Origin of the sequence: Pseudoalteromonas sp. RW-H-Ap-1 (genome assembly GCF_048318575.1) — a bacterium.
GTDB lineage: Bacteria > Pseudomonadota > Gammaproteobacteria > Enterobacterales > Alteromonadaceae > Pseudoalteromonas.
Map to the genome: position 1 here is coordinate 438,739 of NZ_CP166996.1, position 22,423 is coordinate 461,161.

The 22,423-nt window shown below is 39.6% G+C and carries 22 protein-coding genes and 1 pseudogene; 10 read left to right on the plus strand and 13 right to left on the minus strand.

Annotation, left to right across the window (positions count from 1 at the left end; translation table 11 throughout):
• Position 1: 1 nt before the first annotated feature.
• Complete coding sequence (ftsZ, locus tag AB8618_RS02065) at positions 2-1,258, plus strand: cell division protein FtsZ (protein WP_413401242.1); 1,257 nt, start codon at positions 2-4, stop codon at positions 1,256-1,258.
• Between the two features lie 108 nt (positions 1,259-1,366).
• A complete protein-coding gene (gene lpxC, locus AB8618_RS02070) occupies positions 1,367-2,278 on the plus strand; it encodes a UDP-3-O-acyl-N-acetylglucosamine deacetylase (protein ID WP_010390707.1) in 912 nt (303 codons plus the stop codon).
• Between the two features lie 87 nt (positions 2,279-2,365).
• Here the strand turns inward: lpxC and yjjG are convergent, their stop codons facing one another.
• The 3 genes from yjjG to AB8618_RS02085 form a co-directional block, all read right to left on the minus strand.
• Positions 2,366-3,040 carry a pyrimidine 5'-nucleotidase gene (yjjG, locus tag AB8618_RS02075; protein ID WP_413401243.1) on the minus strand — a complete coding sequence of 225 codons (675 nt, stop codon included), beginning with the start codon at positions 3,038-3,040 and terminating at the stop codon, positions 2,366-2,368.
• 11 nt (positions 3,041-3,051) lie between these two features.
• Positions 3,052-3,591, minus strand: coding sequence for an inosine/xanthosine triphosphatase (gene yjjX / locus AB8618_RS02080; RefSeq protein ID WP_413401244.1), 540 nt, complete (start codon positions 3,589-3,591; stop codon positions 3,052-3,054).
• Between the two features lie 168 nt (positions 3,592-3,759).
• Positions 3,760-4,659, minus strand: coding sequence for a phosphoribulokinase (locus AB8618_RS02085; RefSeq protein ID WP_008114793.1), 900 nt, complete (start codon positions 4,657-4,659; stop codon positions 3,760-3,762).
• A gap of 115 nt (positions 4,660-4,774) precedes the next feature.
• On the opposite strand from AB8618_RS02085, the gene AB8618_RS02090 reads away from it, so the two are divergent.
• Both AB8618_RS02090 and AB8618_RS02095 read left to right on the plus strand, forming a co-directional pair.
• On the plus strand, positions 4,775-5,647 hold the full coding sequence (locus AB8618_RS02090) for a hypothetical protein (protein WP_413401245.1): 873 nt from the start codon (positions 4,775-4,777) through the stop codon (positions 5,645-5,647).
• A gap of 339 nt (positions 5,648-5,986) precedes the next feature.
• Positions 5,987-6,352 (plus strand): hypothetical protein, encoded by a 366-nt coding sequence (locus AB8618_RS02095; RefSeq protein WP_008114788.1) that lies wholly within the window; start codon positions 5,987-5,989, stop codon positions 6,350-6,352.
• A 241-nt stretch (positions 6,353-6,593) separates the two neighbouring features.
• Here AB8618_RS02095 and AB8618_RS02100 read toward each other — a convergent pair whose 3' ends face one another.
• The 6 genes from AB8618_RS02100 to AB8618_RS02125 form a co-directional block, all read right to left on the minus strand.
• Positions 6,594-9,167, minus strand: a complete 2,574-nt coding sequence (locus tag AB8618_RS02100; RefSeq protein WP_413401246.1) for a M1 family aminopeptidase — start codon at positions 9,165-9,167, stop codon at positions 6,594-6,596.
• A gap of 96 nt (positions 9,168-9,263) precedes the next feature.
• A complete protein-coding gene (locus tag AB8618_RS02105; protein ID WP_413401247.1) occupies positions 9,264-9,944 on the minus strand; it encodes a hypothetical protein in 681 nt (226 codons plus the stop codon).
• Positions 9,945-10,030: 86 nt separating this feature from the next.
• On the minus strand, positions 10,031-10,381 hold the full coding sequence (locus AB8618_RS02110) for a DUF2750 domain-containing protein (protein ID WP_008114782.1): 351 nt from the start codon (positions 10,379-10,381) through the stop codon (positions 10,031-10,033).
• An 11-nt stretch (positions 10,382-10,392) separates the two neighbouring features.
• Positions 10,393-10,977, minus strand: coding sequence for a glutathione S-transferase family protein (locus AB8618_RS02115; protein WP_413401248.1), 585 nt, complete (start codon positions 10,975-10,977; stop codon positions 10,393-10,395).
• A 69-nt stretch (positions 10,978-11,046) separates the two neighbouring features.
• Complete coding sequence (locus AB8618_RS02120) at positions 11,047-11,328, minus strand: peptidylprolyl isomerase (RefSeq protein WP_008114778.1); 282 nt, start codon at positions 11,326-11,328, stop codon at positions 11,047-11,049.
• A gap of 74 nt (positions 11,329-11,402) precedes the next feature.
• Positions 11,403-11,972, minus strand: coding sequence for a glutathione peroxidase (locus tag AB8618_RS02125; protein ID WP_409424652.1), 570 nt, complete (start codon positions 11,970-11,972; stop codon positions 11,403-11,405).
• An 88-nt stretch (positions 11,973-12,060) separates the two neighbouring features.
• Here AB8618_RS02125 and AB8618_RS02130 point away from each other — a divergent pair, with 88 nt between their 5' ends.
• The 3 genes from AB8618_RS02130 (at position 12,061) to AB8618_RS02140 (ending at position 15,828) form a co-directional block, all read left to right on the plus strand.
• On the plus strand, positions 12,061-12,549 hold the full coding sequence (locus AB8618_RS02130; protein WP_409424653.1) for a GNAT family N-acetyltransferase: 489 nt from the start codon (positions 12,061-12,063) through the stop codon (positions 12,547-12,549).
• A 111-nt stretch (positions 12,550-12,660) separates the two neighbouring features.
• Entirely contained in the window at positions 12,661-14,655 is a 1,995-nt protein-coding gene (locus tag AB8618_RS02135) for an ATP-binding protein (protein ID WP_413401249.1), read from the plus strand.
• A 45-nt stretch (positions 14,656-14,700) separates the two neighbouring features.
• On the plus strand, positions 14,701-15,828 hold the full coding sequence (locus tag AB8618_RS02140; protein WP_413401250.1) for a response regulator: 1,128 nt from the start codon (positions 14,701-14,703) through the stop codon (positions 15,826-15,828).
• 257 nt (positions 15,829-16,085) lie between these two features.
• On the opposite strand, the gene queG is transcribed toward AB8618_RS02140, so the two are convergent.
• From queG to AB8618_RS02160, 4 genes and pseudogenes are all read right to left on the minus strand, one after another.
• The gene (gene queG, locus AB8618_RS02145; RefSeq protein WP_413401251.1) at positions 16,086-17,219 is read right to left on the minus strand and encodes a tRNA epoxyqueuosine(34) reductase QueG; all 1,134 of its coding nucleotides are present in this window, start codon (positions 17,217-17,219) and stop codon (positions 16,086-16,088) included.
• A 71-nt stretch (positions 17,220-17,290) separates the two neighbouring features.
• Complete coding sequence (locus AB8618_RS02150; protein ID WP_413401252.1) at positions 17,291-18,511, minus strand: methyl-accepting chemotaxis protein; 1,221 nt, start codon at positions 18,509-18,511, stop codon at positions 17,291-17,293.
• A gap of 58 nt (positions 18,512-18,569) precedes the next feature.
• Positions 18,570-19,274 (minus strand): glycerophosphodiester phosphodiesterase, encoded by a 705-nt coding sequence (locus AB8618_RS02155; RefSeq protein WP_409424658.1) that lies wholly within the window; start codon positions 19,272-19,274, stop codon positions 18,570-18,572.
• Positions 19,271-20,136, minus strand: a pseudogene (locus AB8618_RS02160) (DMT family transporter). Before AB8618_RS02160 ends, AB8618_RS02155 begins: the two are co-directional and overlap by 4 nt.
• Positions 20,137-20,283: 147 nt before the next feature.
• Between AB8618_RS02160 and AB8618_RS02165 the strand changes: the two are divergent.
• From AB8618_RS02165 to AB8618_RS02175, 3 genes are read left to right on the plus strand one after another with little or no spacing between them, the layout of a single operon-like run.
• A complete protein-coding gene (locus AB8618_RS02165) occupies positions 20,284-20,610 on the plus strand; it encodes a DMT family transporter (protein ID WP_409424659.1) in 327 nt (108 codons plus the stop codon).
• Between the two features lie 4 nt (positions 20,611-20,614).
• Complete coding sequence (locus tag AB8618_RS02170; RefSeq protein ID WP_413401254.1) at positions 20,615-21,727, plus strand: sensor histidine kinase; 1,113 nt, start codon at positions 20,615-20,617, stop codon at positions 21,725-21,727.
• A complete protein-coding gene (locus tag AB8618_RS02175) occupies positions 21,724-22,338 on the plus strand; it encodes a response regulator transcription factor (RefSeq protein WP_178954990.1) in 615 nt (204 codons plus the stop codon). Before AB8618_RS02170 ends, AB8618_RS02175 begins: the two co-directional genes overlap by 4 nt.
• The last annotated feature ends 85 nt before the right edge of the window (positions 22,339-22,423 follow it).

Below are 22,423 nucleotides of genomic sequence, written 5' to 3' on the forward strand. Positions count from 1 at the left end.
TATGTTTGATATAATGGAACAACACAGCGAAGAAGCTGTAATAAAAGTAATCGGTGTAGGCGGTGGCGGCGGTAACGCAGTTGAGCACATGGTAAAACAACAAATAGAAGGCGTTCGTTTTATCGCAGCCAATACGGATGCGCAAGCATTACGTAATTCAGCCGCTGATGTAACTGTACAATTAGGCACGCAAATAACCTCTGGGTTAGGTGCGGGTGCCAACCCAGAAGTAGGTCGTGAGTCGGCCGAAGAAGACGCCGAAACCATTCGTGCTAGCCTTGAAGGTGCCGATATGGTGTTTATTGCGGCAGGCATGGGTGGCGGTACAGGTACCGGTGCTGCGCCAGTCGTGGCTAAAATTGCTAAAGAGCTAGGCATTTTAACTGTTGCAGTGGTAACGCGTCCGTTTGATTTTGAAGGTAAAAAGCGTGCCGCTGCTGCAGAGCAAGGTATTAGCGAATTATCTGAAATTGTGGACTCGTTAATCACTATTCCAAATAACAAGCTATTAAAAGTATTGGGTAAAGGAACAACTTTACTGGATGCATTTGCTAAAGCAAATGACGTATTGTTTGGTGCGGTACAAGGTATTGCTGAGTTAATTACTCGCTCGGGTCTAATTAACGTGGATTTCGCCGACGTACGTACTGTTATGTCTGCAATGGGTACGGCGATGATGGGTACAGCATCTGCATCGGGTCCTGATCGTGCACAAGAAGCAGCAGAAGCTGCTATTTCAAGCCCGCTTCTAGAAGACGTAGATTTAACCGGTGCTAAAGGCATCTTGGTTAACATTACTGCGGGTATGGATATCGCGATTGAAGAATTCGAAATTGTGGGTAATCACGTTAAGGCGCTAGCGTCTGAAAACGCAACGGTTGTTGTTGGTGCGGTAATTGACCCTGAAATGACGGATGAGCTACGTGTAACTGTAGTTGCAACTGGCTTAGGTGGTGATCGTCGTCCACAGTTTGGTATTGTAGATAACGGTTTCAAAAAAGCGTCAGGCTCTGATGTAACTAGCTCAAGCACACAAACAAGTAGCAGCATGTATGTACCTAGCTTTGCAAGCCAAGGCACAAGCACGACTGAAGAGCCTACAACGACATCGCAAACTGAATCAAAAGAGCAAAGCGCATCGACTAGCTCTTCAAGTTCAGCAACGAATACGTCGTCAAGCAGTGCTAAGAAAACAGATAAGTCTGAGGGTGGCGATTATTTCGACATTCCCGCCTTTTTACGTAAACAAGCAGACTAATTAAAAAACAGTACTTTTGTGCGAAATATGAACGAATATTGTAGTTATACCGTATTTATGTTACAATCCGCCGTCTAACTGTAATATATACTTAAAGTGAGCGAACCTATGATTAAACAGCGTACGATTGCACAAGTAGTCAAAGCCATAGGAATTGGACTTCATAAAGGTGAGAAGGTCACAATAACTCTCCGACCTGCGAGCGCAAATACTGGGATTGTATTTCGTCGTGTCGACCTTGATCCGGTTGTTGATTTTGAAACAACACCTGAAGCCGTTGGTGATACGCAATTGTGTACCTGTTTAATAAACAAAGATGGTGTTCGCTTATCAACTACAGAGCATTTAATTGCGGCTGTTGCGGCAATGGGTATCGACAATCTAATTGTTGAACTTGATAGCTCAGAAGTTCCAATAATGGATGGTAGTGCATTGCCATTCATTTATTTATTACAAAAAGGCGGCATTGAAGAGCAAAATGTTGCTAAACGCTTTATTCGTATTAAAGAAAAAGTACGTATTGAAGAAGGCGATAAATGGGCTGAAGTAGAACCTTACGACGGATTCCATATCGACTTTGAAATTGCCTTTGATCACCCTGCAATCAATGAAAGCCGCCAACGCATTGGCTTAGATATTACCGCACAAAGCTTTACTGAAGAGATTAGTCGCGCGCGTACTTTTGGCTTTATGAAAGATATTGAATATATGCATGCTAATAACCTTGCACTAGGTGGTAGTATGGATAGTGCAGTGGTACTTGATGAATTTAAAGTTTTAAATCCGAACGGTCTGCGTTACCCAGACGAGTTTGTCAAGCATAAGATACTAGACTGTGTAGGTGACATGTTTATGACAGGTCATAACCTTTTAGGTAAAGTAACTGCATTTAAATCAGGCCATGATTTAAACAACAAGTTACTACGCAAAATTATGGCAACTGAGTCAGCATGGGAGTGGGCAACCTTTGAAACGCCTGTTTCGATGCCTGCACCCGGTCTTGAATTAGCAAACGCCTAATTAGTTAACCGCTTACATACAGTTATAAAAAATGACGCTTATTAGCGTCATTTTTTTTGGCTGTTTGTCAGCACAATCAGTCAGGTATTACAGACCTAAAATGGTTTGTAACTGTTTTAACTCAGTGACTTGATACGTTGGCTTAATACCTTCAGGTAAGATTACCCCAGGGTGCTGTAACCAGCAGGTGTCTATGCCTGCATTTCGTCCACCAATAATATCACTGCTGGCGGTATCACCTACCATTAAAATTTGCTCTTTCGGTGGATTCCCCATTAAATTAAAGGTGTGCTCAAATATCTCTTTTGCAGGCTTAGCAATACCTACTTTTTCAGAGATTACCAGCCAATCGAACATATCTTGAAGCCCCGTATGTGCTAAGCGACGTGCTTGCAGCTGACTAAAGCCATTAGTGATAATACCTAATTTGGCATGAGGTTTAAGGGCGTTTAATAATTCAACCGCACCGGGTAAAGGCATACAAATTTCAGCCATTGCCGATAAAAAGTTATCATTTAGCTGCTGGGCTGGAACATTAAGCTTATTTGCCAGCTCACTAAAGCGAGTTACTTGCAGGTGATTTGCGGTAATTTCGTTATTTTGATAAGCAATCCATAGTGGCTTATTGGTGTTTTGGTAATGGTCATAATCTGCTTTGGTAAAATCCATGTCATAAGCAGCCAACATTTTTTGTAAGCCAGCAAAGGCATTAAAGCTAAATAAGGTTTCGTCGGCATCAAATAATACGTAGTTATACTTCATTAAAACATCCGTTATTGATTATATAAAGTGGGATTAAGAAAAGGGGCCATGGCTAGAGTCAGCGCTTGAGTATAGGTACTTTCTCGTGTTGCATGATGATCAGTTAATAAACCAATAGCACCCCCTTGCTGCTTAATATTGGTGGTATTAAAAGCCTTATCCATCACATCTCCAAGTTCTTCACCTTGCAGCAATGCATTATAAAAAACTGAAGGCAAAGGTAAGTTACTGCTTCGGCCTGTAACTTGCTGTGCGCCGTCATCAATAACGACATAGGCAAAGGTTGCTGCACCATAGCTAAATTGCGCTGCGCCGCCTTCCATCGCTATGTAGTAGTCTGCTTGATGCTGTGCTTTACAGTAGTTAACTCGGTTTTGCGCTCCCAAACACGTTTGTTCTTCGCCTATAGGCTGATCGGGTACATCAGAGGGGGCGTGAACGCCACTACATTCAATTAACTGCTCGGGAAAATACATCGCAAAAATGTGTTTAGCGGCATTTACTTTTACTGGGTTTTTAGACCCAACAACAATTTTAATAGCTTGCGACATACTACTCTCATCATACTTAAAATCAGCAGTGTACGTGAGTTAGACTAAACAAAAAAGAGCAGAATGTATTTGCGATCACTTGATAAAAGAAATGATCAGCTCCATAGGATCATTGTATGTTGTTAGATCTTATGAACCAAAGTAGTCTCTAAGAAATGAGCGATACACTTAAATAGGAATTTCAGGTGGGGCTAATTTTGCTAAGGCGCGTTTTTTCAAAATAATATCTTTGATCAGTGGTGTAAGCACTAGCTCCATAGCGAGTCCCATTTTGCCACCGGGTACCACAAGCGTATTGATCCGCGACATAAAGCTGCCTTCAATCATGCGTAAATAATACGGGAAATCAACGTCATCAATGCCCCTAAAGCGAATAACGACAAAGCTTTCATCAAGGGAGGGGATATCTTTTGCGCTAAATGGGTTGGAGGTATCAACGGTGGGTACTCGCTGAAAGTTAATATGGGTACGAGAAAATTGCGGCGTTATATGATTAATGTAGTCATCCATACTGCGCACAATCGAGTCCATTACTTTTTCACGAGAATGGCCGCGTTCTGAGGTATCGCGAATAAGCTTTTGGATCCACTCAAGGTTAATAATTGGCACCATGCCTATGAGTAAATCAACATGCTTAGCAACATCATGATCTTCGTCGACCACGCCGCCATGTAAGCCTTCGTAAAACATTAAATCTGTATTTTGCTCAAGCTCCTGCCAAGGCGTAAATGTTCCAGGTAACTGGTTATAAGGCACGGCCTCGTCAAAGGTATGTAAATAACGGCGCAGTTTACCTTCGCCTGTTTCACCATACTTGGTAAATAAGTCTTCTAATGCACCAAAGTCATTGGCTTCTCGGCCAAAATAACTTATGTGTTTACTTTCTTGTTGGGCTTCACGAATTTTTTTGTCCATTTCAGGACGTGTGTAACGATGAAAGCTATCACCTTCAATAAATGCAGCATTGATATCGAGGCTGCGGAAAATATGCTTCACGGCATTGGTGGTGGTTGTAGTGCCTGCTCCAGATGAGCCGGTGATTGCAATAATAGGGTGTTTAGCTGACATGTTTGTTCTCTTTTTTATGACCCATTAGTTATAAAGACCTTACTAAGCTAGGTCAAGTGACGTCATCAGTAAATAACGTTATCATGAGGTGCTTAAAATTAAAACGAGAGAAAGCATGAAACTGATCAAACCGTTGTTAGGGCTAATAACAATTAATGCTTTAACATTGGGCGTTGCCCAGGCAAATATGCCTAAAAGTCAAATACTGCTTGCCGATTTAAATACTCCGCATGGCATACGCGTAAGCATTGTTAGTGATAAAACCAGCTACAACAATCAGCCCCACTTAACCGATACGGGCCTTTATTATACGCGTGAGGTAATCAGTAATAATAAGAGCCAAACTGATATTGCGCTTTACGATTTATCATCAAAACAAACCTCCATGATCACCAATACAGCTGTAAGTGAGTATTCGCCAACAGTAACACCGAGTGGTGATAGTTTATCTGCTATCGTGGTTGAAGAAGATGGCAAACAAAAGTTATGGCAATATCCGCTGAGTACAGAGCAGGCACCAAGTCGTATTTTTGATTGGATTGAGCCTGTGGGCTACCACGCTTGGGGTAATAACAACGATTTAGTGATGTTTATTTTAGGTGAGCCACATACATTACAATATACATCGGTTGTTGCGGCTAAAGGTGAAGTTGTTGCAAATAACATTGGTCGCACACTTATTTACAATAAATCGCGAAGTGAATTTTTATTTAGTCATAGTAAAAATGGCCAGCACCAGTTAGCCCGTTTTGACCCTCAAACCAAGCAGGTAAGCAACATCCTTAGGTTGCCAAACCAAGTACAAGACTTCATCTTAAAAGATGAAAATACAGTTGCTTACGCAATTAAAAATCGTATCTATCAACGACAACTAACAGCTGGATCTGATATATCTCAATGGCTCGATTTAAGCCAATATTGTGATACTGAAATAAGCCGGTTGAGTTATAAAAATCAGCAATTAGCGTTTGTATGTAGTGTTAAATAAACACTAAATAATAAATTTCGGACTTTCACTCATGCATGAGTTAGTCTAGGGTCTGTTGACCTTTGCGGATTACAATTTGTTCAAACTAGGGGCGGTTTAATCGCGGCGCGAGGTTTGTAACCTAGTGGGCTAAGTAAAAACCGTGCAACAAAGAGTAAATCGCCCCTAGGCAGAACCCGAAGGGCAGCGCCTGTTTGGCATTGATGCAGCGTTATCGCCTATTTATGGGGAATAACCACACCACATAGGCTTTGCCTTGCCTAAATACCAAACAGACTGCTGCAAATTTAACCTTGAAAGATCAACAGACCCTAACTATTAAATAAAAAGGAAAGTCACGTGGCATTTAGCGCAGACGAGTTAACAGAGCAGCTGATAAAACTAGAGTGTAGAAGTAATTTCAAAATAAAAAACATTGCTGAGTATATGCTAGCAAACTCTAAAGAAGCGTTTTACACCCATGCCGAAACGGGGAAAGGTAAAATTGTGATCCGTCCTGCATTTGAAGTGTTTAGTGATGACTTTACTGATATTGATGGGGTTGTGCGTACTCAAGGCTATTTTCATAGCAGTGAAATGACCCGTTTTCCGACTCGTATTTATAAAAGCGCGCAGCCTATTCATTATGGTGTCGCTTTTAAAATTAACTCTGAACAAGCGGCAAAAGAGTTTATAGCTAAGCTAACCATGATTATTGGCGGTTAATAGAATGGTGCAGGGCTAAAGGCAAAAGGTGCAAGATAAAATCTGCAACCTTTAACCTTTAACCCTTTATCTTTGTCTTTAATCACTAACTCTAAAAGCGCAGCGCCTCTTAATCTCTTTGTGAATAATTTTTTTAAGCTCTTATTACACAAAGAGAAGACAATGAGAAAACATCAGCCATTAGCCCGAGTTTGAGATTTTCGGCCCGTTACCCGCAGCCCGCCATCCTTTAAACTTTAACTTATTTGCTGTTTAAAAAGCTATTTACTGATTGTAGTTCACGGTTTTTAAGTGCAATACAGTCATTAGTACTTTCTGCAAGCTTACTTAATGTGCGCGCATAGCCAGGTACGTCATCAAGTTTAGCGTCAAAGAACGTTTGCGTTGTCGCTAAACTTTCAGCATCACAGCTAGCAGTAGTAAAGTAAGGTAAGTTAGGCACAAAAAATGGTGGCAAACTTGCTGTTACTTTATCGTAGTTGCTATATATCCAATCAATAAAGAGTGCTTGGCGTTCATCGGTGTAACTTTGCCCCGATAAAATAGTACGCATATCAGAAGCGGTTACTTCATCGGTTAAGCTATATGCAAGCACTGCTTTTTGGAGTTCAGGTTTACCAAAATAACCCATTGCTGCCAACATATTGGTACGAACTTGTGGATCTTTAGTGGTTTTAAAGGTTGCCATAAACTGATCAAGCAGCGCTTTATCACCATGAAAAGCCGCAAGACGTAAGTAAGTACCCGCTAAATAAGGGTCTACTTTTTGTGGATCTTTTAAGTAAGCAGCTGTTTGTTGCTTAGCTTTATTGATCACATTTTTATCTTCACCATCAAAGCCTAAACGCGATACCACCGCAGCTCGCAGTTGAGCAATAGCGCCATCCTCACCCATTTTTGCTTCTAGGCCATATTTTTTAGCGGCAGGCATGACTGCATTTTGAATAAATGTAGGCCATAAATCTTTGTTGCTATCGTCTTTAAAGGTACGTTGCTGAGATGCTAAATAACCTAAAGCAGTGTTAGCTACGCGTGGATGACTATCACTGGCAAATACTTCAAGCGTTTGCATCAGCTTAGCCGCAGAAATTACACCTGCGTCAAGTAAGGCGTCAGTAGCTGATAACAATGCAAGGCGCTCGTGGTCGTTTAATACGCTTGCTGCATTATCAATTAGTGCGTTAAATTGCGCATCGTCCATAACCCAGCGGTAGTAACCTAGCGCACCTTGGTCTGGATATATCCACTCTGGCTCAAAATCTAACTCTAGCGTTTGGTTTTGTTTATTAAGTAATACACTGGCAGTTTTTACTTTATCGCCTTTACCGTACTTAATGGCAACGGGTACATTCCAAAGTTGGGCTGGAGCATCAACACCGGCATTAGCAAAACGGCTTTGCGAAATAGTGATAGTTTTACCTTGCTGATCAACCTTGATTAAAGGAAATGACGATTGTTCAATAAATGATTTTAAAACACTCGCTACATCTTTGTTAGATGCTTTACCAAGTGCTTCCCATAAATCGGCGGCTTCGGCATTTTTATAAGAGAACTCTTTTAAGTAATTTTGAATGCCAGCTTGAAATGCGTCTTCGCCAATCCAGTTTTCAACCATCGCCAGTACTGAGCTACCTTTGCTGTATGCAAGGCCTAAACCGTCCATAATATCGGCTTCGGTTTTAATTGGTTTACGAATTGGCTTAGTGCTTAAGCGAGCATCTAACGCCATTACATTATTTTGTGGTAAATCTAGGTGTGATTCAAACTCAGGATTAAGTTGCTTAGTAATTTTTGCTGCCATCCAGCTTGCAAACGCTTCGTTTAACCATAAGTCGTTCCACCATTTCATAGTCACTAAGTTACCGTACCATTGGTGAGCTAATTCATGGGCAATAATAGAAACATTACGTTGCTTTTTACTTCGCGTTGCAGCTTCTAAATCAACCAGAAGAATATCTTCGCGATAAGTTACCAAACCTGAATTTTCCATGGCGCCAAACGGAAACTCTGGAACAGCCACTGAATCTAGCTTTTTATACACGTAAGGAATACCAAAGTACTCTTCAAGTGCGCCCAGTACTTTAGGCATATTCTCTTCTGCGTACTGCGCTAAATGAATTTTACCCTGTGGGGTGATCACACGCCCAGGAATTGGCATGCCTTTAATTTCTAGCTCTTCAAACGGGCCTACAGCCATAGCGACTAAGTACGATGGAATTGGTGGCGTTTTATCAAAGTAATGGGTAGTCATATCGCCATTCACTGTTGTTTTTAACTCAGGCGTATTTGAATACACTTTTTGTGACGTGGGGGCGGTAATGGTTAACTGAAATGGGATTTTATAGCTTGGTTCGTCAAAGACCGGAAACGCACGACGGGCATCGCTCATTTCAAATTGAGTGAACAAGTACGGAACGCCTTGATCTAGGGTTTTATATAGCCCTACACTTTGGCGATTATATGGCGCGGAAAAATCAATTTTTAAAGTGTATTTACCCGGCTGAATTTGCTCTTCGCAGCTAAATTTAACTTTACCGGTTTTAAGCATTTCGCTGTTTAAGTCGCAGTTTTGCTCACCCAATAGTTGAACCATTTTGGTTGCGTAATCAACACCATTAAGTTCAATGTAGCGTGTTGGTTTAAGTACCTCCAAACGGATCTCAGTCATTCCTGTAAAAGTATCCTGACTTGGGTCGAGCGTTAAAGCGACTTTTTGTGAACTTGGCTTTGCGAGTTTTTCAATGACGAATTCATTAGCGTTAGCAGCATTTATCGCAAGCGCCACGCTCACGGTTAAGAGGCTTTTAAAAAACATAGTTATCCCTAGATTTTTGTTGTTAGAAGAGTGAGTACACTCCATCCTAACAGCTTTTTTTGCTAGCAATAAGAAGCAAAAGAGTAACAAAGTTTGTCAGTGGCTATCTCGTGTTAAAAAACGTTGCCAATGGAGGTGGGAATTGATAACACGAATTTGTTGTAAGACGGTATTAAGCAACTTTGTATCAGCAAAATGTTCGTCAGGGTAATCATTAAAGCCCATTAAGTAATTGAAGCAGTCTTTAGAGCCTGCTTGCAGGGCATAAATACGAATTTGCTGCTCAAAGTTCAGCCGCAAACTACTAATGGCGGTTTTCATCCCGAGTTGATCCACGGAAGGAATTGCACATTTTTGCAAATACCCCGCACGTTCGCCCTCGCCTGAAAACCAAATGCGTACTTTTTCACTGTAGCGTCCTGTTTTTGCTGGGAGGTCAAACAGTAAACGTGTGTGCTTTTGCGCTTTTAAGTAGGCTAAATAATCATTAAATCCGGCCTTGAGCAGAGCGTGATGTACAGGAATTAAACGAGGTTTAATTTTACCATGGGTATGAAAGCTAAAGCAGAGAATGTTATTTTCAACCACCAAGTCATCTAGGGTTAAACAACCAATTTCATCGCTGTAGGCGCCACTATAATACGCAATTAAGGGCAACCAAAAGTGCCAGTGCTTAGCTTGTTCACGGGCAAGCCGAGTATCACTATAAATATATCCGGTATAGAGCGTATGCAGCTCCATAGCTGAAAATGGACGACGACCAAGATGGGTTTTCAACGCAGTACCTTGACAGTTTTTATTATTTTATACCCCAACTAATTCGTTGTTAATTGGGGTAGTGTCAGTAAATAAACAGTTAAAGCTTATTCACTTAAAGCGCGGGCTAAACCAACTGGTTCAATTTCTACACACACTTGATCGTCATTCCAATTTAAACCAACCAGAGCATCATCCGATTTAAGGTCTTCAACCCAATCATCTAAAAATTCATCTAGGTTAATTTCTACTGGGCTATAGTCTTTCCACTCTTCTTTACATTGCTCTTTTGCTGCGTCTTCTGATTCCCACAGTAAAAGTACATCGGTATCATCAAATTGATTTGATTCACATACAACAAAGCCACCATCTTGTGCACCCAGTGCCCAGATCTGCTCACTAACACGTACTTTTTCTACAAAGCTAACTAGTTGTGATTCAATTTCGATATCGCTCATGTGTTCACCTTTTAAAATTTGAGTCGAGGGTTGGTATTTTTAGCCGCTTGACGCTGACTAAACGCTTCATAAAACTTAACTAACTTCGATTGCGCGCTAAAATCAGTGAGTTCACGAAAGCAGATCCAATCTAGCAAGCAGTATAAACTGATGTTGAGGCATTCACAGCTTTTAAATTCATCATCGTTTAAATGATCATTTAAATAGTCTAATGTTTGCGCAATTCGCTCATTTTGCAGATTAAAAAATAGTTTATCAGCTTGCGTGTCAAACCCAGAACGATGACATAACAATAATTCAACCAATGAATCGTTACAGGCATTGATGCTAGTTAAAAAATGCTCTTGCGGCCAAGTTAACGGGTTCTGCTGTGTTTTTTCAAGTAAGTAACGCAGTATATTATTTGAGTCGCTTAAGTTAAGCGAGCCATCAATTAAGATAGGGATTTTAGCTGCCGGGTTGTGCGACATCATTAAAGAACGATCATCGCTTGAAAAAATGTCGAGATTTATAAACTCAAGCTCACAGTTATTTTGTTGTGCCCAAATTCTGACACGGCGTGCGTAAGGGGAAGAAATAGAGCCAAGTAATTGCATATTGGGGCTTTTGCCAACTCCACATAAATAAAAAGCCGCTAATGCGGCTTTATTAATAAATCGATTTGCTTACTCTGAGCGGCTGGTTACTTCTAATAAATGGTAACCAAACTGTGTTTGGACAGGACCTTGTACTTGGTTAAGTGGTGCTGAAAAAACCACTTTATCAAACTCTGGAACCATCATGCCAGGTCCAAACTCACCTAATGCGCCACCATCTTGACCTGAAGGGCAATTAGAGTGCAATTTAGCTAGCTCAGCAAAGTCTTCACCTTGCTCAATTTTATCTTTAAGGTCTAAACATTGTGCTTCACTGTCTACGAGTATGTGCCTTGCACTTGCTACTGCCATAAAATCTCCTATTTATAAGTTTAGTTTTTATCTACTAAGCAACATCTTAGTAAGGTTAAACTGAAAATACAAAATTAAAATGCACTTTTAATGGCGCTTTCTAATTTTGGTGAATCAGGTGTAACGCGGCTGTTAAAGCGAGTCACTGTTTGACGATCTGCTGAAACCACGTATTTATAAAAATTCCAGTTAGGTGAACTAGTTTGTGCGTTTAAGTGCTTAAAAATAGGGTTGGCATCACTACCACGCACTGCGCTGGTGGCTAACATGGGGAAAGTAACGCCATAATTTACATAACACACTTTAGCCGTATCTTTTTCGTCATTTTCTTCTTGAAAAAAATCATCAGATGGGAATCCCAGCACGACTAGGCCTTGATCTTTATATTTATTATAAAGCGTTTCTAGCCCTTCAAACTGAGAAGTAAAGCCGCAATTGCTGGCAGTATTTACAATCAACAATGGCTTATTTTTAAATTCACATAGATTAAGTGTGTCGGTTGAGCGAAGCTTTCTAAGTGACACATTTGTGAAGTCATCGCAGTTATCAGCTTTAGCTGAAGGGTTGTTGGTGACTGCGGCATTAGTGTTCATAGACGTACAGCCTAGGGCCAATGTTAATCCGAATATTATTTTTCTTATCATGCGGCTACCTTGAATGCGATTTGATGGGTGTTTATGTAACTTATCATACGCTACTATAGGCGAAATTGATCAATTTTACTTATTTTCTATGACTATACGTTTAGCTAAACCTGATGATTTAACTGCTATTGTTGCCATTTACAATGAAACTATCCCTAGTCGAATGGTAACCGCCGATACCGAAGAGGTAACTGTTGCTGATAAACAATCTTGGTTTGATAGCCACACAGCTAAAAGACCTATTTTCGTTTACTGCGAAAATGACCAAGTATTAGCCTGGGTTAGTTATAAATCGTTTTATGGGCGCCCAGCTTATGATGGCACCGTTGAAATAAGCATCTATATTACGGCTGCAGCCCAAGGAAAGGGGTTGGGTAAAAAGCTGATGCAATTTGCACAACAACAAGCACAAAATCTCGGTATTGAAGTGTTACTCGGATTTATTTTTAGCCATAACGAACCGAGCATTAAATTGTTTAAGCATTTTGACTTTGCGGTGTGGGGAGAGCTGCCCAATGTTGCAAGAATGGATAACCAGCTATATAGCCTAACCATTTTTGGTAAGCATTTAATGTGACCCCATAACCATGGGCAAGCAAAAATACATTTATTTAGACGATTATGCCAAACTAAAAATTCTATACTATGCTGAAAAGACGTTTCCCTAAACTCTTTTAAGTGTATATAAATGGCGCAAAAAATACTTATCATTGATAGCAGTAGCATGATTGCTATGCGCTTAAAAGTACTGCTTGAGCTAATTGGTTGTGAAGTTGAATTAGTTCATTATTCTATGTTTGATCAAAGTAGCAACATAGATGCGTACGATATGCTTGCCTTTTCACAAGGAACACCAACAAGTCTGGTTGCTTCGTTGGTAAAACAAGCGACCCGCCAATCATTTTTACTTTTAGCTCCCAAGGCTGAAAGTGGTGAGCTGCTTGATGCATTTGGTAAATTAAACGAGCTTGTTCCAAATGCAACGATTATTTATCCATTTTATTCTAATAAAGAAATCACCTCATTTATTGAAGGGCTACTAGAAATTGGCCCTGACCATATTTTTAAACTGCCTACTATTTTGTTAGTTGATCATGTTAATGAGCGTTTAGAAATGCTAAAAAGTAGTTTAGTAGGTGCACACATAGAGGTATATACAGCGACAAATCATGATGAGGCGCTTAATATTGCTAAACTCAGAATGATTGATATTTTAATTAGTGACTTTGGTCTAAAAGAAGGGCTCGGCTTAAATATATTTACCAGCCTCAAGCAGATACAACCGCATAGCCGCTGCTTATTATTGACCTCGCGTCCCGCTCAGGTTTCTATGATTGAAGCAATTCGCCAAGGTGTTGAAGACGTTTTAATTAAGCCACTTGATGATAATGTTTTATTGCAAGCAGTTCATAAGTTGTGGCAAACCGAATTGCTCAAACGTCATAACGCAGAGTTAGTTGAAAGGCTGCAAGACACAGTAGATGTACTCATTGAAAAAGACAGCTTACTGCAAGTTATTTTTAAAAATACTCCCGATCCAATCTTACTTTTTGAACGTAAAGGCAAAATAGTAGAGGCCAACGATGCGTGCTTAAAGCTATTCAATTTACAGTTTAAGAAACTCATTGCTCACTCGTTATTTCACTTTTTAGATGACGACTCAGTACAGATAATAAAAGATAAAATATCTACCCTAAACAGTAATAGGCAATTTAGTTGCGACTTACATATCGTCTGTAAAGATGGGAGTAAAATTCCACTCGTTGGCTCATTTAATGAGATTGACCATCATGGTGAGATAGCGTTAGCGGTTATTTTTAAAAATGTAACTCATTTAAAACAAAAAGAAGATTTATTACTTGAGGCAAAAGATCTTCTAGAGGAGCAAGTAAGAGCGCGCACCTCACAACTTGAGCATGCGAAAAATATTGCTGAAGCAGCTAATTTAAGTAAATCAGAATTTTTAGCTAATATGTCACATGAGCTAAGAACGCCAATGCATTCTATACTAAGTTTTTCACGTTTTGGTATCAGTAAGCTTGAAGATGATGATTTTAGTAAAGATAAGCTTTTAAAATACTTAACTCGAATCGAATCAAGTGGGCAAAGGTTACTATCATTACTTAACAATCTACTTGATTTGTCGAAATTAGATGTAGGTAAATTTCCCTTTAACCCCCGTGCATGCGATTTAACGACTATTGTTAAAACAAGCATTGATGATGTTGGTGGGATTGCCATGGAAAAAGATATCAAGATTGCATTTAAATCAGATAACCCACCAGTTGTAGCACAATGCGATGAAGAACAAATTAATCAGGTGCTTAGAAACGTCTTGAGTAACGCATTAAAGTTCAGTAACAAACATAGCACTATTGAAGTTATATTGGAAACAGGTAGTGGCTGTGCAAATATTGAAGTAATAGACAGCGGAGTAGGTATACCAGAAGACGAACTTGAAACTGTTTTTCAAAAATTTGTGCAAAGCAGCAAAACAAATAGTGGTGCAGGAGGTACAGGATTAGGACTTACGTTGTGCCGTGAATTTGTTTCTTTACATCAAGGAACTATAAAAGCCTGTAATAACGAACTAGGTGGGGCAACCATAAGCATTCAGGTTCCTTTGGAAATAAACCTCGATGAATATTTAGCCGATGAGCAATTAGTGAAAAATAGTAGCTAATAACCGAATTGTTTTAATGAATACGATTTATATGGACGAAAAATTATGGCTTTAACTAAAATTCTTGCAGTCGACGATGAACCATTTAACCTCGAAATAATAGAAGAAATTCTAGAGGAATTAGATTTTGAACTGAAACTGGCTTCGAGTGGTCCGGAATGCTTGGGCATGGTTGAAGAGTATATGCCGCAGGTTATCTTACTTGATGTAAGTATGCCAAAAATGAATGGTTACGAAGTATGTAAAGAGCTCAAAGTGAACCCTAAAACACAAGATATTATAGTGATGTTTGTATCGGCAAGGGGGACTGTTGAGGAACGTATGGAAGGTTATTCAGTAGGTGCTGAAGACTATATTGTAAAACCGTTTGGCCACGATGAACTAAAGCAAAAGCTGACTAAGTTAAATCAAGTATTAATAGAAAAACAACAGCTTGAAAAGCAAGTGAAAGAAGCTACCTCAACCGCTTTTGATGCTATGGCAAATAGCAGTGAAATGGGTCAAATAGTTAACTATGTTGAAAATATCGGTTTTATCAACGATGTTGAGGAGTTAGGTAAGGCATTAGTAGAGTGCTTACAGGCGTTTGGTCTGCAAAGTAATATTGAATTTAGATGTAACGACACCAAATCGCACTTTGCTTTAAACGGTGTGTGTTCGCCGATTGTGATTGAGTTATTTGAAATGCTTAAAAACAAAGGTCGGTTACATGAGTTTTCTCATCGTATTTTGGTTAATTACGAGTTTGTCAGTTTATTGATTTTGAATATGCCAGAACAAGATGAGCAGAAGCATGGACGTATACGTGATCATATTTGTTTTATTGTAAGTGTAACCGAGCAGCAATTGCGCGCCATTACTACTAAGAAAATGTTGGTTTCGCAGCAAGAGCGATTAAACAAAGTGGCGAGTACTGTTCACAGTAAATTTCATAGTTTAATTGGATTGCTTAACGACAGCCGGATAAATAACGAAAAAGTATTTAAACAACTTCAAGAGGAGTTAGAAGAGCGGATCCCAACCATGGGACTCGATGAAGACCAGGAAGTGTTTATTTACAAAAAGGTCGACGAAACGATTCAAAATTCGGTGGCACGCCAAGAATCTGTTGATCAGGTTAAAAAAGCGTTCGCAGAGATAGAGCAAGATCTCGCTTTATTGTTGAAAGGCTAAAGGTGCGGGCTACGGGCTGCGAGGCGCGGGGTAAACTCCTTGCTACGATTAGACAAATTAACCTGTAGCAGCGACTTTATGTCGCGTCTTTTAAAGGTTAAATACCAAAGGTGTGCGCTACAGATTAACTAAAATATGTACTTTAATTGTGGCTTCTCATTTACTCCTCATTTTCTTCTCTGTGTTAAATCATATATTAGTAAATTATGCACAAAGAGAGCTAAGAGATCGCAGAGGAGGTTAAAAAGGTAAAAGGCTTATGCGTCTCTGGGTAAGCCTTTTTCAACTATACGAATTAGCCGTGCTGTTTTACGCAACTTTTGTCTTTGTTTATCGTGTTGCTGGGCGAGTGCCCAATTTATATGCTCACCCACCATGTCATTTACCGTTTGGCGCTTATCTTCGAGTGCTGAGATAATCGCTGGGCTAAAATCTGCGTTTCCTAAGCCAACGGCTATATTTCGTAGCCAACGTTCATGGCCAATGCGGCGGATTGGACTGCCTTCGGTATTTTTTAAAAAGGTAGTTTCATCCCAAGCAAATAACTCGAGTAAATCTTTGTTTTTTAATTGTGTACGAGGGTGAAAGTCAGCCTCGTCGGTAATTTGTCCATAGCGGTTCCATGGGCATACTAATTGGCAATCGTCACAGCCATAGATGCGATTTCCCATTAATGTTCTGTATTGCTCAGGAATAGGCCCTTGATGCTCTATAGTTAAATACGAAATGCACTTGCGCGCATCAACCACATAAGGTTCTACAATAGCGCCAGTAGGGCAAAGTGTTATGCAGGCAACGCATTTGCCGCAGCCCTCAAAAGTGTTTTCGTTATCAATAGGTAAAGGCAAGTCGACAAAAAGCTCGCCTAAAAAGAACCAGGAGCCCGCCTCTTTATTTATCAGTAAAGAATGCTTTCCGCGCCAGCCTAATCCCGCTTTTTCAGCGAGTTGACGTTCAAGTACAGGGGCTGAATCAACAAAAGGCCTAAAGCTATAATCACCTACATGTTGTTCAATTTTTTTACCTAACTGTTTGATTCGGTTGCGCATCAACTTATGGTAGTCACGGCCAAGGGCATATCGGCTGATATAGGCTTTTTCGGTACTTTTAAGGTTTTTAGCAAAGCCAGAATCAGGTGGGAGGTAATTCATTTTAACTGAAATAACCCGCTGTGTTCCGGGTACTAGCTCACTAGGGCGAGCGCGCTTCATACCATGGGCTGCCATATAATCCATTGAGCCATGATAACCCGAGTCAAGCCATCGCTGAAGCTGTGCTTCATGCTTAGTTAAATCAATGTCAGTAATACCCACTTCACTAAAGCCAAGTTGTTGACCCCATTGCTTTATTTGTTGGGCTAGCTGTTCATAATTTAGATTGACGTCGCTCACATGCTTCACACAGTTATATTCTAAGCCGCGTAATTTAGCATAATCGCGGCTTGGGTAAAACTAGTCAGGCCCTAGTCTACAAAACGCTTTAGCTGTTGTTGGGTTTGTTGACTCAGTTTTTGTGACTGCTCAGAGTCATGCAATGCGGTGTCTATTTGTTGCTTTGCTTGTTCGCCAAGTGCCACAATTTGTTCAACCGATTCATGGGTTTGGTTTTGCGTATCTTCAAGTAAATGAACCGCGTTAGCTATTTGCTGTAACTGCTGCTGATTATGCTCAAATTCATTGAGCATTTTTCCAAAACCTTCAGAGGTATTATTGATTGCAGTTTGCGCGTTATTAGAGTGGTTAATTAACTGTAGCGACTCTTTATTGGTTTCATTAACCAGCTCATTCATTTGGGTAATAAAATCACTAATCTGGCGGGTAGCGTCACTTACTTTAACCGATAGGGTACGAACCTCATCGGCAACAACGGCAAAACCTCGCCCTGCCTCTCCGGCTCGCGCTGCTTCAATTGCCGCATTAAGCGCTAATAAGTTAGTTTGATCAGAAAACTCTTCTACCATTTTTAAAATGCTACGAATGTTTTCACTGTTCTCTTTTAAGCCTGCAATCGTTTTAGAAAAACTACCCAGCATTTCATTAATAAGTCTCACCTGTTCAACCAGTTTTGACAGTTCGCTCGCAGAGAGCTTAACAAAACTAAGATGTTCATTATTTACCTGATGTACGCTATCAGTGTTACTTACTATATCTTGCAGGCTTTGGGTAATTTGGTTGCTGGCATTAATTATGGTGTGGCTTAAATTAATTTGCTGTTCGCTTAGCTGCTCTGTGTGCTGCATTGATTGCGTTACTTGGCTATTACTTTGCACGCTTTCCTGAGCGCTGCTGTAGGTCGTACTTAATAAGCTGTTTAAATGCGTAGTAAACTGATTATATTGTTCACTTAAATCTCTAAATTCATCGAAAGTAAAATGAGGAAGTTTGGCAGCTAAGTTGGCATCTTGTTGATTAATATTAATCAACGTATCACGCATGGCTTTTACCGGGCGCACAATTAAAAAGCGCATATAAAAAATAGTAAATATAAAACCGGCAACAATCAGCAGGGTTAATGTCCAAAATAGCCCTGTGCTCTGTTGGCTTTCTGAGAGGGTACTGTGTAACCAAAATAATGTAATAGCTTGAAATAAAAATACAAAGCTTAAATTACCTACTATTTTTCGGGTTAAGGTAAAAAACAGAGTTTGTTCTAAAAAGTTATAAATACGCATATAGCTACTCATTAAATAGTGACCTACTAAATTATTGTTTTTATGGCATAAATAGCAATTAAATAATTAGTTATAGTTCATTTAATTGCGCCAAATAATGCTTAGTTCGTTCAGGGTCGTTAGTAAAAATGCCATCAACGCCACAGGCAAGCATTAGTTTAATATCTTCAACTTCATCTACGGTGTAGGCAAATACCTTTAAGCCGCGCAGTTTGGCATCGTCAACAAACGACTTGTTCATGAAGTTTTTGTCAACATGAATGCTAAAGGCCTGTAAGTCTTCAGCAAACTTCGCATACTGCAATGGAATTGATGCAGTAAGTGCGCCAATTTTAAGCCAAGGTAAACGGCTCTTTAGCCAGTGTAGTTGATGATGATTAAATGATGAAACTAAAATATTGTCTGCTGATATCTTATTCGCAGTAATATTCACTTCTAGTTGCGCAGCAAACTTTTCTAGTTCAAAAGTATGTTTTAGCTCTAAATTAAGTAAGGTTTGGTTATTATTCCAGTCAATTAATTGCTGCAGGGTAGGCACTTGCTCACCATTTCCCGCATCAAATTGTTGAATTTGCTGAGCGCTTAGGTCGCACACTTTACCTTTACCATTAGTGGTTCTATCTAAGTAGGTATCATGAATAATCACGTAGTCATCAAGTGCGCTTTGTACATCAACCTCAATGCCATCTACATTTGCTTTTAACGCCGCCATAATGGCGCTATGCGTATTTTCAGGAAAGTGTGTGCTTGTGCCTCTATGAGCAAATATTTTCATGGCTGCTTTTTCCGTGAGATTGACCAAGTTTCAAAGCACGCAGCACTAACAATCAGTGCGCCACCAATCAGGGTCATCACTGAGGGGCGTTCGTGCAAAATAATTATAGCTAGTATTGTGCCATAAAGGGGCTGTAAGCAAGAAATCAATCCAGCGGTCGCTGCTGATAAATGTTTTAAACTCGCTGCAAATAACGAATGCGGCATCGCAGTAAACACCACACCGGCAATAAGCAGCAATATTAAATCAGTGTCATTAATTTGTGTTATGGGTACTTCAATAAAAGCACATAGCATCAGGCTTGCCACTAACGTTTGATAAAACATGGTTTGCGGTCCACCATACTCACTAAAGTAGCGTTTATGGGTAATATTACGAATAGCAAAAAACAACGCTGATACCACCCCCGTCACAACACCTAAAGTGATGTCATCGCCTAAATTAACGCTCGGGATCAATAAATAAATGCCAATAATCACCACCACAGCGCTTATTATATCTTTTGCTTTGGGCTTACTTTTATTAAATAGAGGCTCTAAAAATACCGTGATTACGGGATAGGTAAAAAAAGCTAACATGCCCACGGTAATTCCCGCCAATTGCATGCCTGCAAAGTAGGTTACCCAGTGAATACCTACGGCAACGCCTAATAAAATGGCAATCACATAATCTTTGGCGTGATGCAGCTTAATTGGTTTTTTTGCAAAGTCAGTAGCACACAAATTGCCACCCCAGCGATAGCCGCGCGATAAGCGGTAATATCTAATGCATTTAAACCAATTAGCTTTGCGAATAAGGCGGTACCGCCAAATAAAAGGACAGCAATATGTAAGTAAATTAAGCTTTGTTGTTGGGGTTGCATCGATAAACCTTCTTTAAAAAATGCGCTGTGTTTGATGACAATAGTCAGTATTATTCATGACAACTTACACTACATTGATTCTCTATTAAAAGGGATAGTTAAGTTATTAAGTAATACCACAAACGTTAAAATGTAGGAGTAAAACTTATGAATACTGCAGCATGGATCAGTTTACTGATCGCGGGGATTTTCGAGGTTGTATGGGCGATTTTTATGAAACAATCCAATGGCTTTACTAAACTATGGCCAAGTATAATTACCTTTTTATCTATGTGGATAAGCTTTGCATTTTTATCATATGCTTTAAAGTTTTTACCTTTAGGTGTTAGTTATGCTGTTTGGGTAGGTATCGGTACTTTAGGTGTAACGATTATGAGCTTTGTATGGTTTAAAGAGCCGTTATCTTTTCTCCAGATTGGCTGTATTGGATTGATCCTTATCGGTATTATAGGTCTTAAAGTACAAGGTGGTTAAATTAATGATGGAAATAATAAACAACGAACGCGTCCAAAATACAATTAGAAGTGCTTTTTGGAAATATGGTCATTTAGTTTTTACCGGTTTTTATTTACTCCCGATGATCATTGATTTTGCCAACTTTACGGCTCATCAAATTACCTTGTCTTTAGCCTTTTATATTGCGTTTATATTATTATATGTAAAAGCAATAAATTGCAAAAATAGGGGAGTAACTAAGTTATTTATTGCTATGTTACTGGTGTGTTTTAGTGCTACTTTTTATACTGCTGGTACACCAACCTTATTTGGTTTTATAGCTTATGTAGCGGGCTATACATATAGTAATTATCAAAGAGTTTATGCCGCATTAGCGATAATTTTAACTGTTTTACTAAGTTCATATGTAGGTGATATAGCAAAGGTTGAGTACTTTTTAGCGGTGGCTTTACTTTTATGTGCCGCCTTATTTAGCTATGGGATTGCGGCAAAAAGAGAGCGCGAACATAAAAAGCGCGAACAAGAAAGCGCAAAGCAATTTGAGCAACTAGCAGCCATTGCTGAGCGTGAACGCATAGCCCGAGATTTACATGATATTTTAGGTCACTCACTGTCATCAATAGCTTTAAAAGCTGAACTTGCGAATAAACTAAATCAAGGTGAACGATACGCGCAGGCTAATAACGAAATAGCCCAAGTAGCAGATCTTGCAAGACAGTTACTGAGTGATGTACGAAACGCGGTAAGTAATTTAAAGCAGCTCAACTTAAACAGCCAAATAACACAGCTAAAACAAACACTCAAAGAGCAAGGCTTTAACATAAAATTTAACGTTAATTTAGCGACGTTACCTGCCAAGGTTGAGGGCATTGCGAGTCTTATTATTAAAGAGTCAGTGACTAATTTATTACGCCATAGCAGCACAAAAATCGGTTCTATTAATATAGAACAAACAAAACGGCAATTACTTATTGCCGTTAATGATAACGCGCCATGCACCACATTAAAAGCGGGAAATGGTTTAAATGGCATTAAAGAGCGAGCAGAGCAATTAAACGGCAGTGCAAAATTTACCTGTGGCGATACATTTACTTTAAACGTTGTACTGCCATTAAGTGCTGAGGATTTAAAATGATCAAAGTATATTTAGTTGAAGATCAAGCGCTGGTGCGTGACGCAGTTGCCGCTTTATTAAGCCTCGACTTTAATATTGAGGTAATTGGTCAAGCATGTAATGGGCGAGATGCGTTAAATGAAATCAGCGCGCTTAGTAAAGACTTACATCCAGATATCATTTTAACGGATATAGAAATGCCAAGCATAAATGGCATTGAGCTTAGTGAGCAAATAGCCGCTAAATATCCTGCAATTAATATGGTAATTATGACCACTTTTTCACGTGCTGGTTATATTAGGCGCTCTTTGAATGCGGGTGTTAAAGGTTTTATTTTAAAAGAAGCACCCAGCGAAGAGCTAATAAACGCGTTAAAAAAAGTAATGCAAGGGCAAAAGGTGATTGACCCAGAACTTGCCATTAATGCCCTAGACGATGCCGACCCACTCACAGATAAAGAGCGTAAAGCCTTAAAGCTTGCAAGTGATGGCTTAAAAACCAGCGAAATAGCTAAGCAGCTCTATATAAGTGAAGGGACAACGCGTAATTATTTATCTGATGCGATTGCAAAGCTCAATGCCACAAACAGGATAGATGCAGCGCGTATCGCTCGGCAAAAGGGATGGTTATAAATAACTTCTTTAATGATTACAAAAATAGGCACTTTATAAATTTTATACAACGTATTACTATTCAGTGCATAACTATAAAAGTAAC

Excerpts from the sequence above, each read along its gene's own strand:
- AB8618_RS02140 (WP_413401250.1), top strand. The coding sequence starts at position 14,701 with ATGGCTTTAACTAAAATTCTTGCAGTCGACGATGAACCATTTAACCTC.
- AB8618_RS02115 (WP_413401248.1), bottom strand. The coding sequence starts at position 10,977 with ATGCAATTACTTGGCTCTATTTCTTCCCCTTACGCACGCCGTGTCAGA.
- AB8618_RS02100 (WP_413401246.1), bottom strand. The coding sequence starts at position 9,167 with ATGTTTTTTAAAAGCCTCTTAACCGTGAGCGTGGCGCTTGCGATAAAT.
- AB8618_RS02135 (WP_413401249.1), top strand. The coding sequence starts at position 12,661 with ATGGCGCAAAAAATACTTATCATTGATAGCAGTAGCATGATTGCTATG.
- AB8618_RS02120 (WP_008114778.1), bottom strand. The coding sequence starts at position 11,328 with ATGGCAGTAGCAAGTGCAAGGCACATACTCGTAGACAGTGAAGCACAA.
- yjjX (WP_413401244.1), bottom strand. The coding sequence starts at position 3,591 with ATGTCGCAAGCTATTAAAATTGTTGTTGGGTCTAAAAACCCAGTAAAA.
- AB8618_RS02110 (WP_008114782.1), bottom strand. The coding sequence starts at position 10,381 with ATGAGCGATATCGAAATTGAATCACAACTAGTTAGCTTTGTAGAAAAA.
- AB8618_RS02090 (WP_413401245.1), top strand. The coding sequence starts at position 4,775 with ATGAAACTGATCAAACCGTTGTTAGGGCTAATAACAATTAATGCTTTA.
- AB8618_RS02085 (WP_008114793.1), bottom strand. The coding sequence starts at position 4,659 with ATGTCAGCTAAACACCCTATTATTGCAATCACCGGCTCATCTGGAGCA.
- AB8618_RS02165 (WP_409424659.1), top strand. The coding sequence starts at position 20,284 with ATGAATACTGCAGCATGGATCAGTTTACTGATCGCGGGGATTTTCGAG.
- AB8618_RS02150 (WP_413401252.1), bottom strand. The coding sequence starts at position 18,511 with ATGAGTAGCTATATGCGTATTTATAACTTTTTAGAACAAACTCTGTTT.
- AB8618_RS02175 (WP_178954990.1), top strand. The coding sequence starts at position 21,724 with ATGATCAAAGTATATTTAGTTGAAGATCAAGCGCTGGTGCGTGACGCA.
- lpxC (WP_010390707.1), top strand. The coding sequence starts at position 1,367 with ATGATTAAACAGCGTACGATTGCACAAGTAGTCAAAGCCATAGGAATT.
- AB8618_RS02155 (WP_409424658.1), bottom strand. The coding sequence starts at position 19,274 with ATGAAAATATTTGCTCATAGAGGCACAAGCACACACTTTCCTGAAAAT.
- AB8618_RS02170 (WP_413401254.1), top strand. The coding sequence starts at position 20,615 with ATGATGGAAATAATAAACAACGAACGCGTCCAAAATACAATTAGAAGT.
- ftsZ (WP_413401242.1), top strand. The coding sequence starts at position 2 with ATGTTTGATATAATGGAACAACACAGCGAAGAAGCTGTAATAAAAGTA.
- yjjG (WP_413401243.1), bottom strand. The coding sequence starts at position 3,040 with ATGAAGTATAACTACGTATTATTTGATGCCGACGAAACCTTATTTAGC.
- AB8618_RS02125 (WP_409424652.1), bottom strand. The coding sequence starts at position 11,972 with ATGATAAGAAAAATAATATTCGGATTAACATTGGCCCTAGGCTGTACG.
- AB8618_RS02130 (WP_409424653.1), top strand. The coding sequence starts at position 12,061 with ATGACTATACGTTTAGCTAAACCTGATGATTTAACTGCTATTGTTGCC.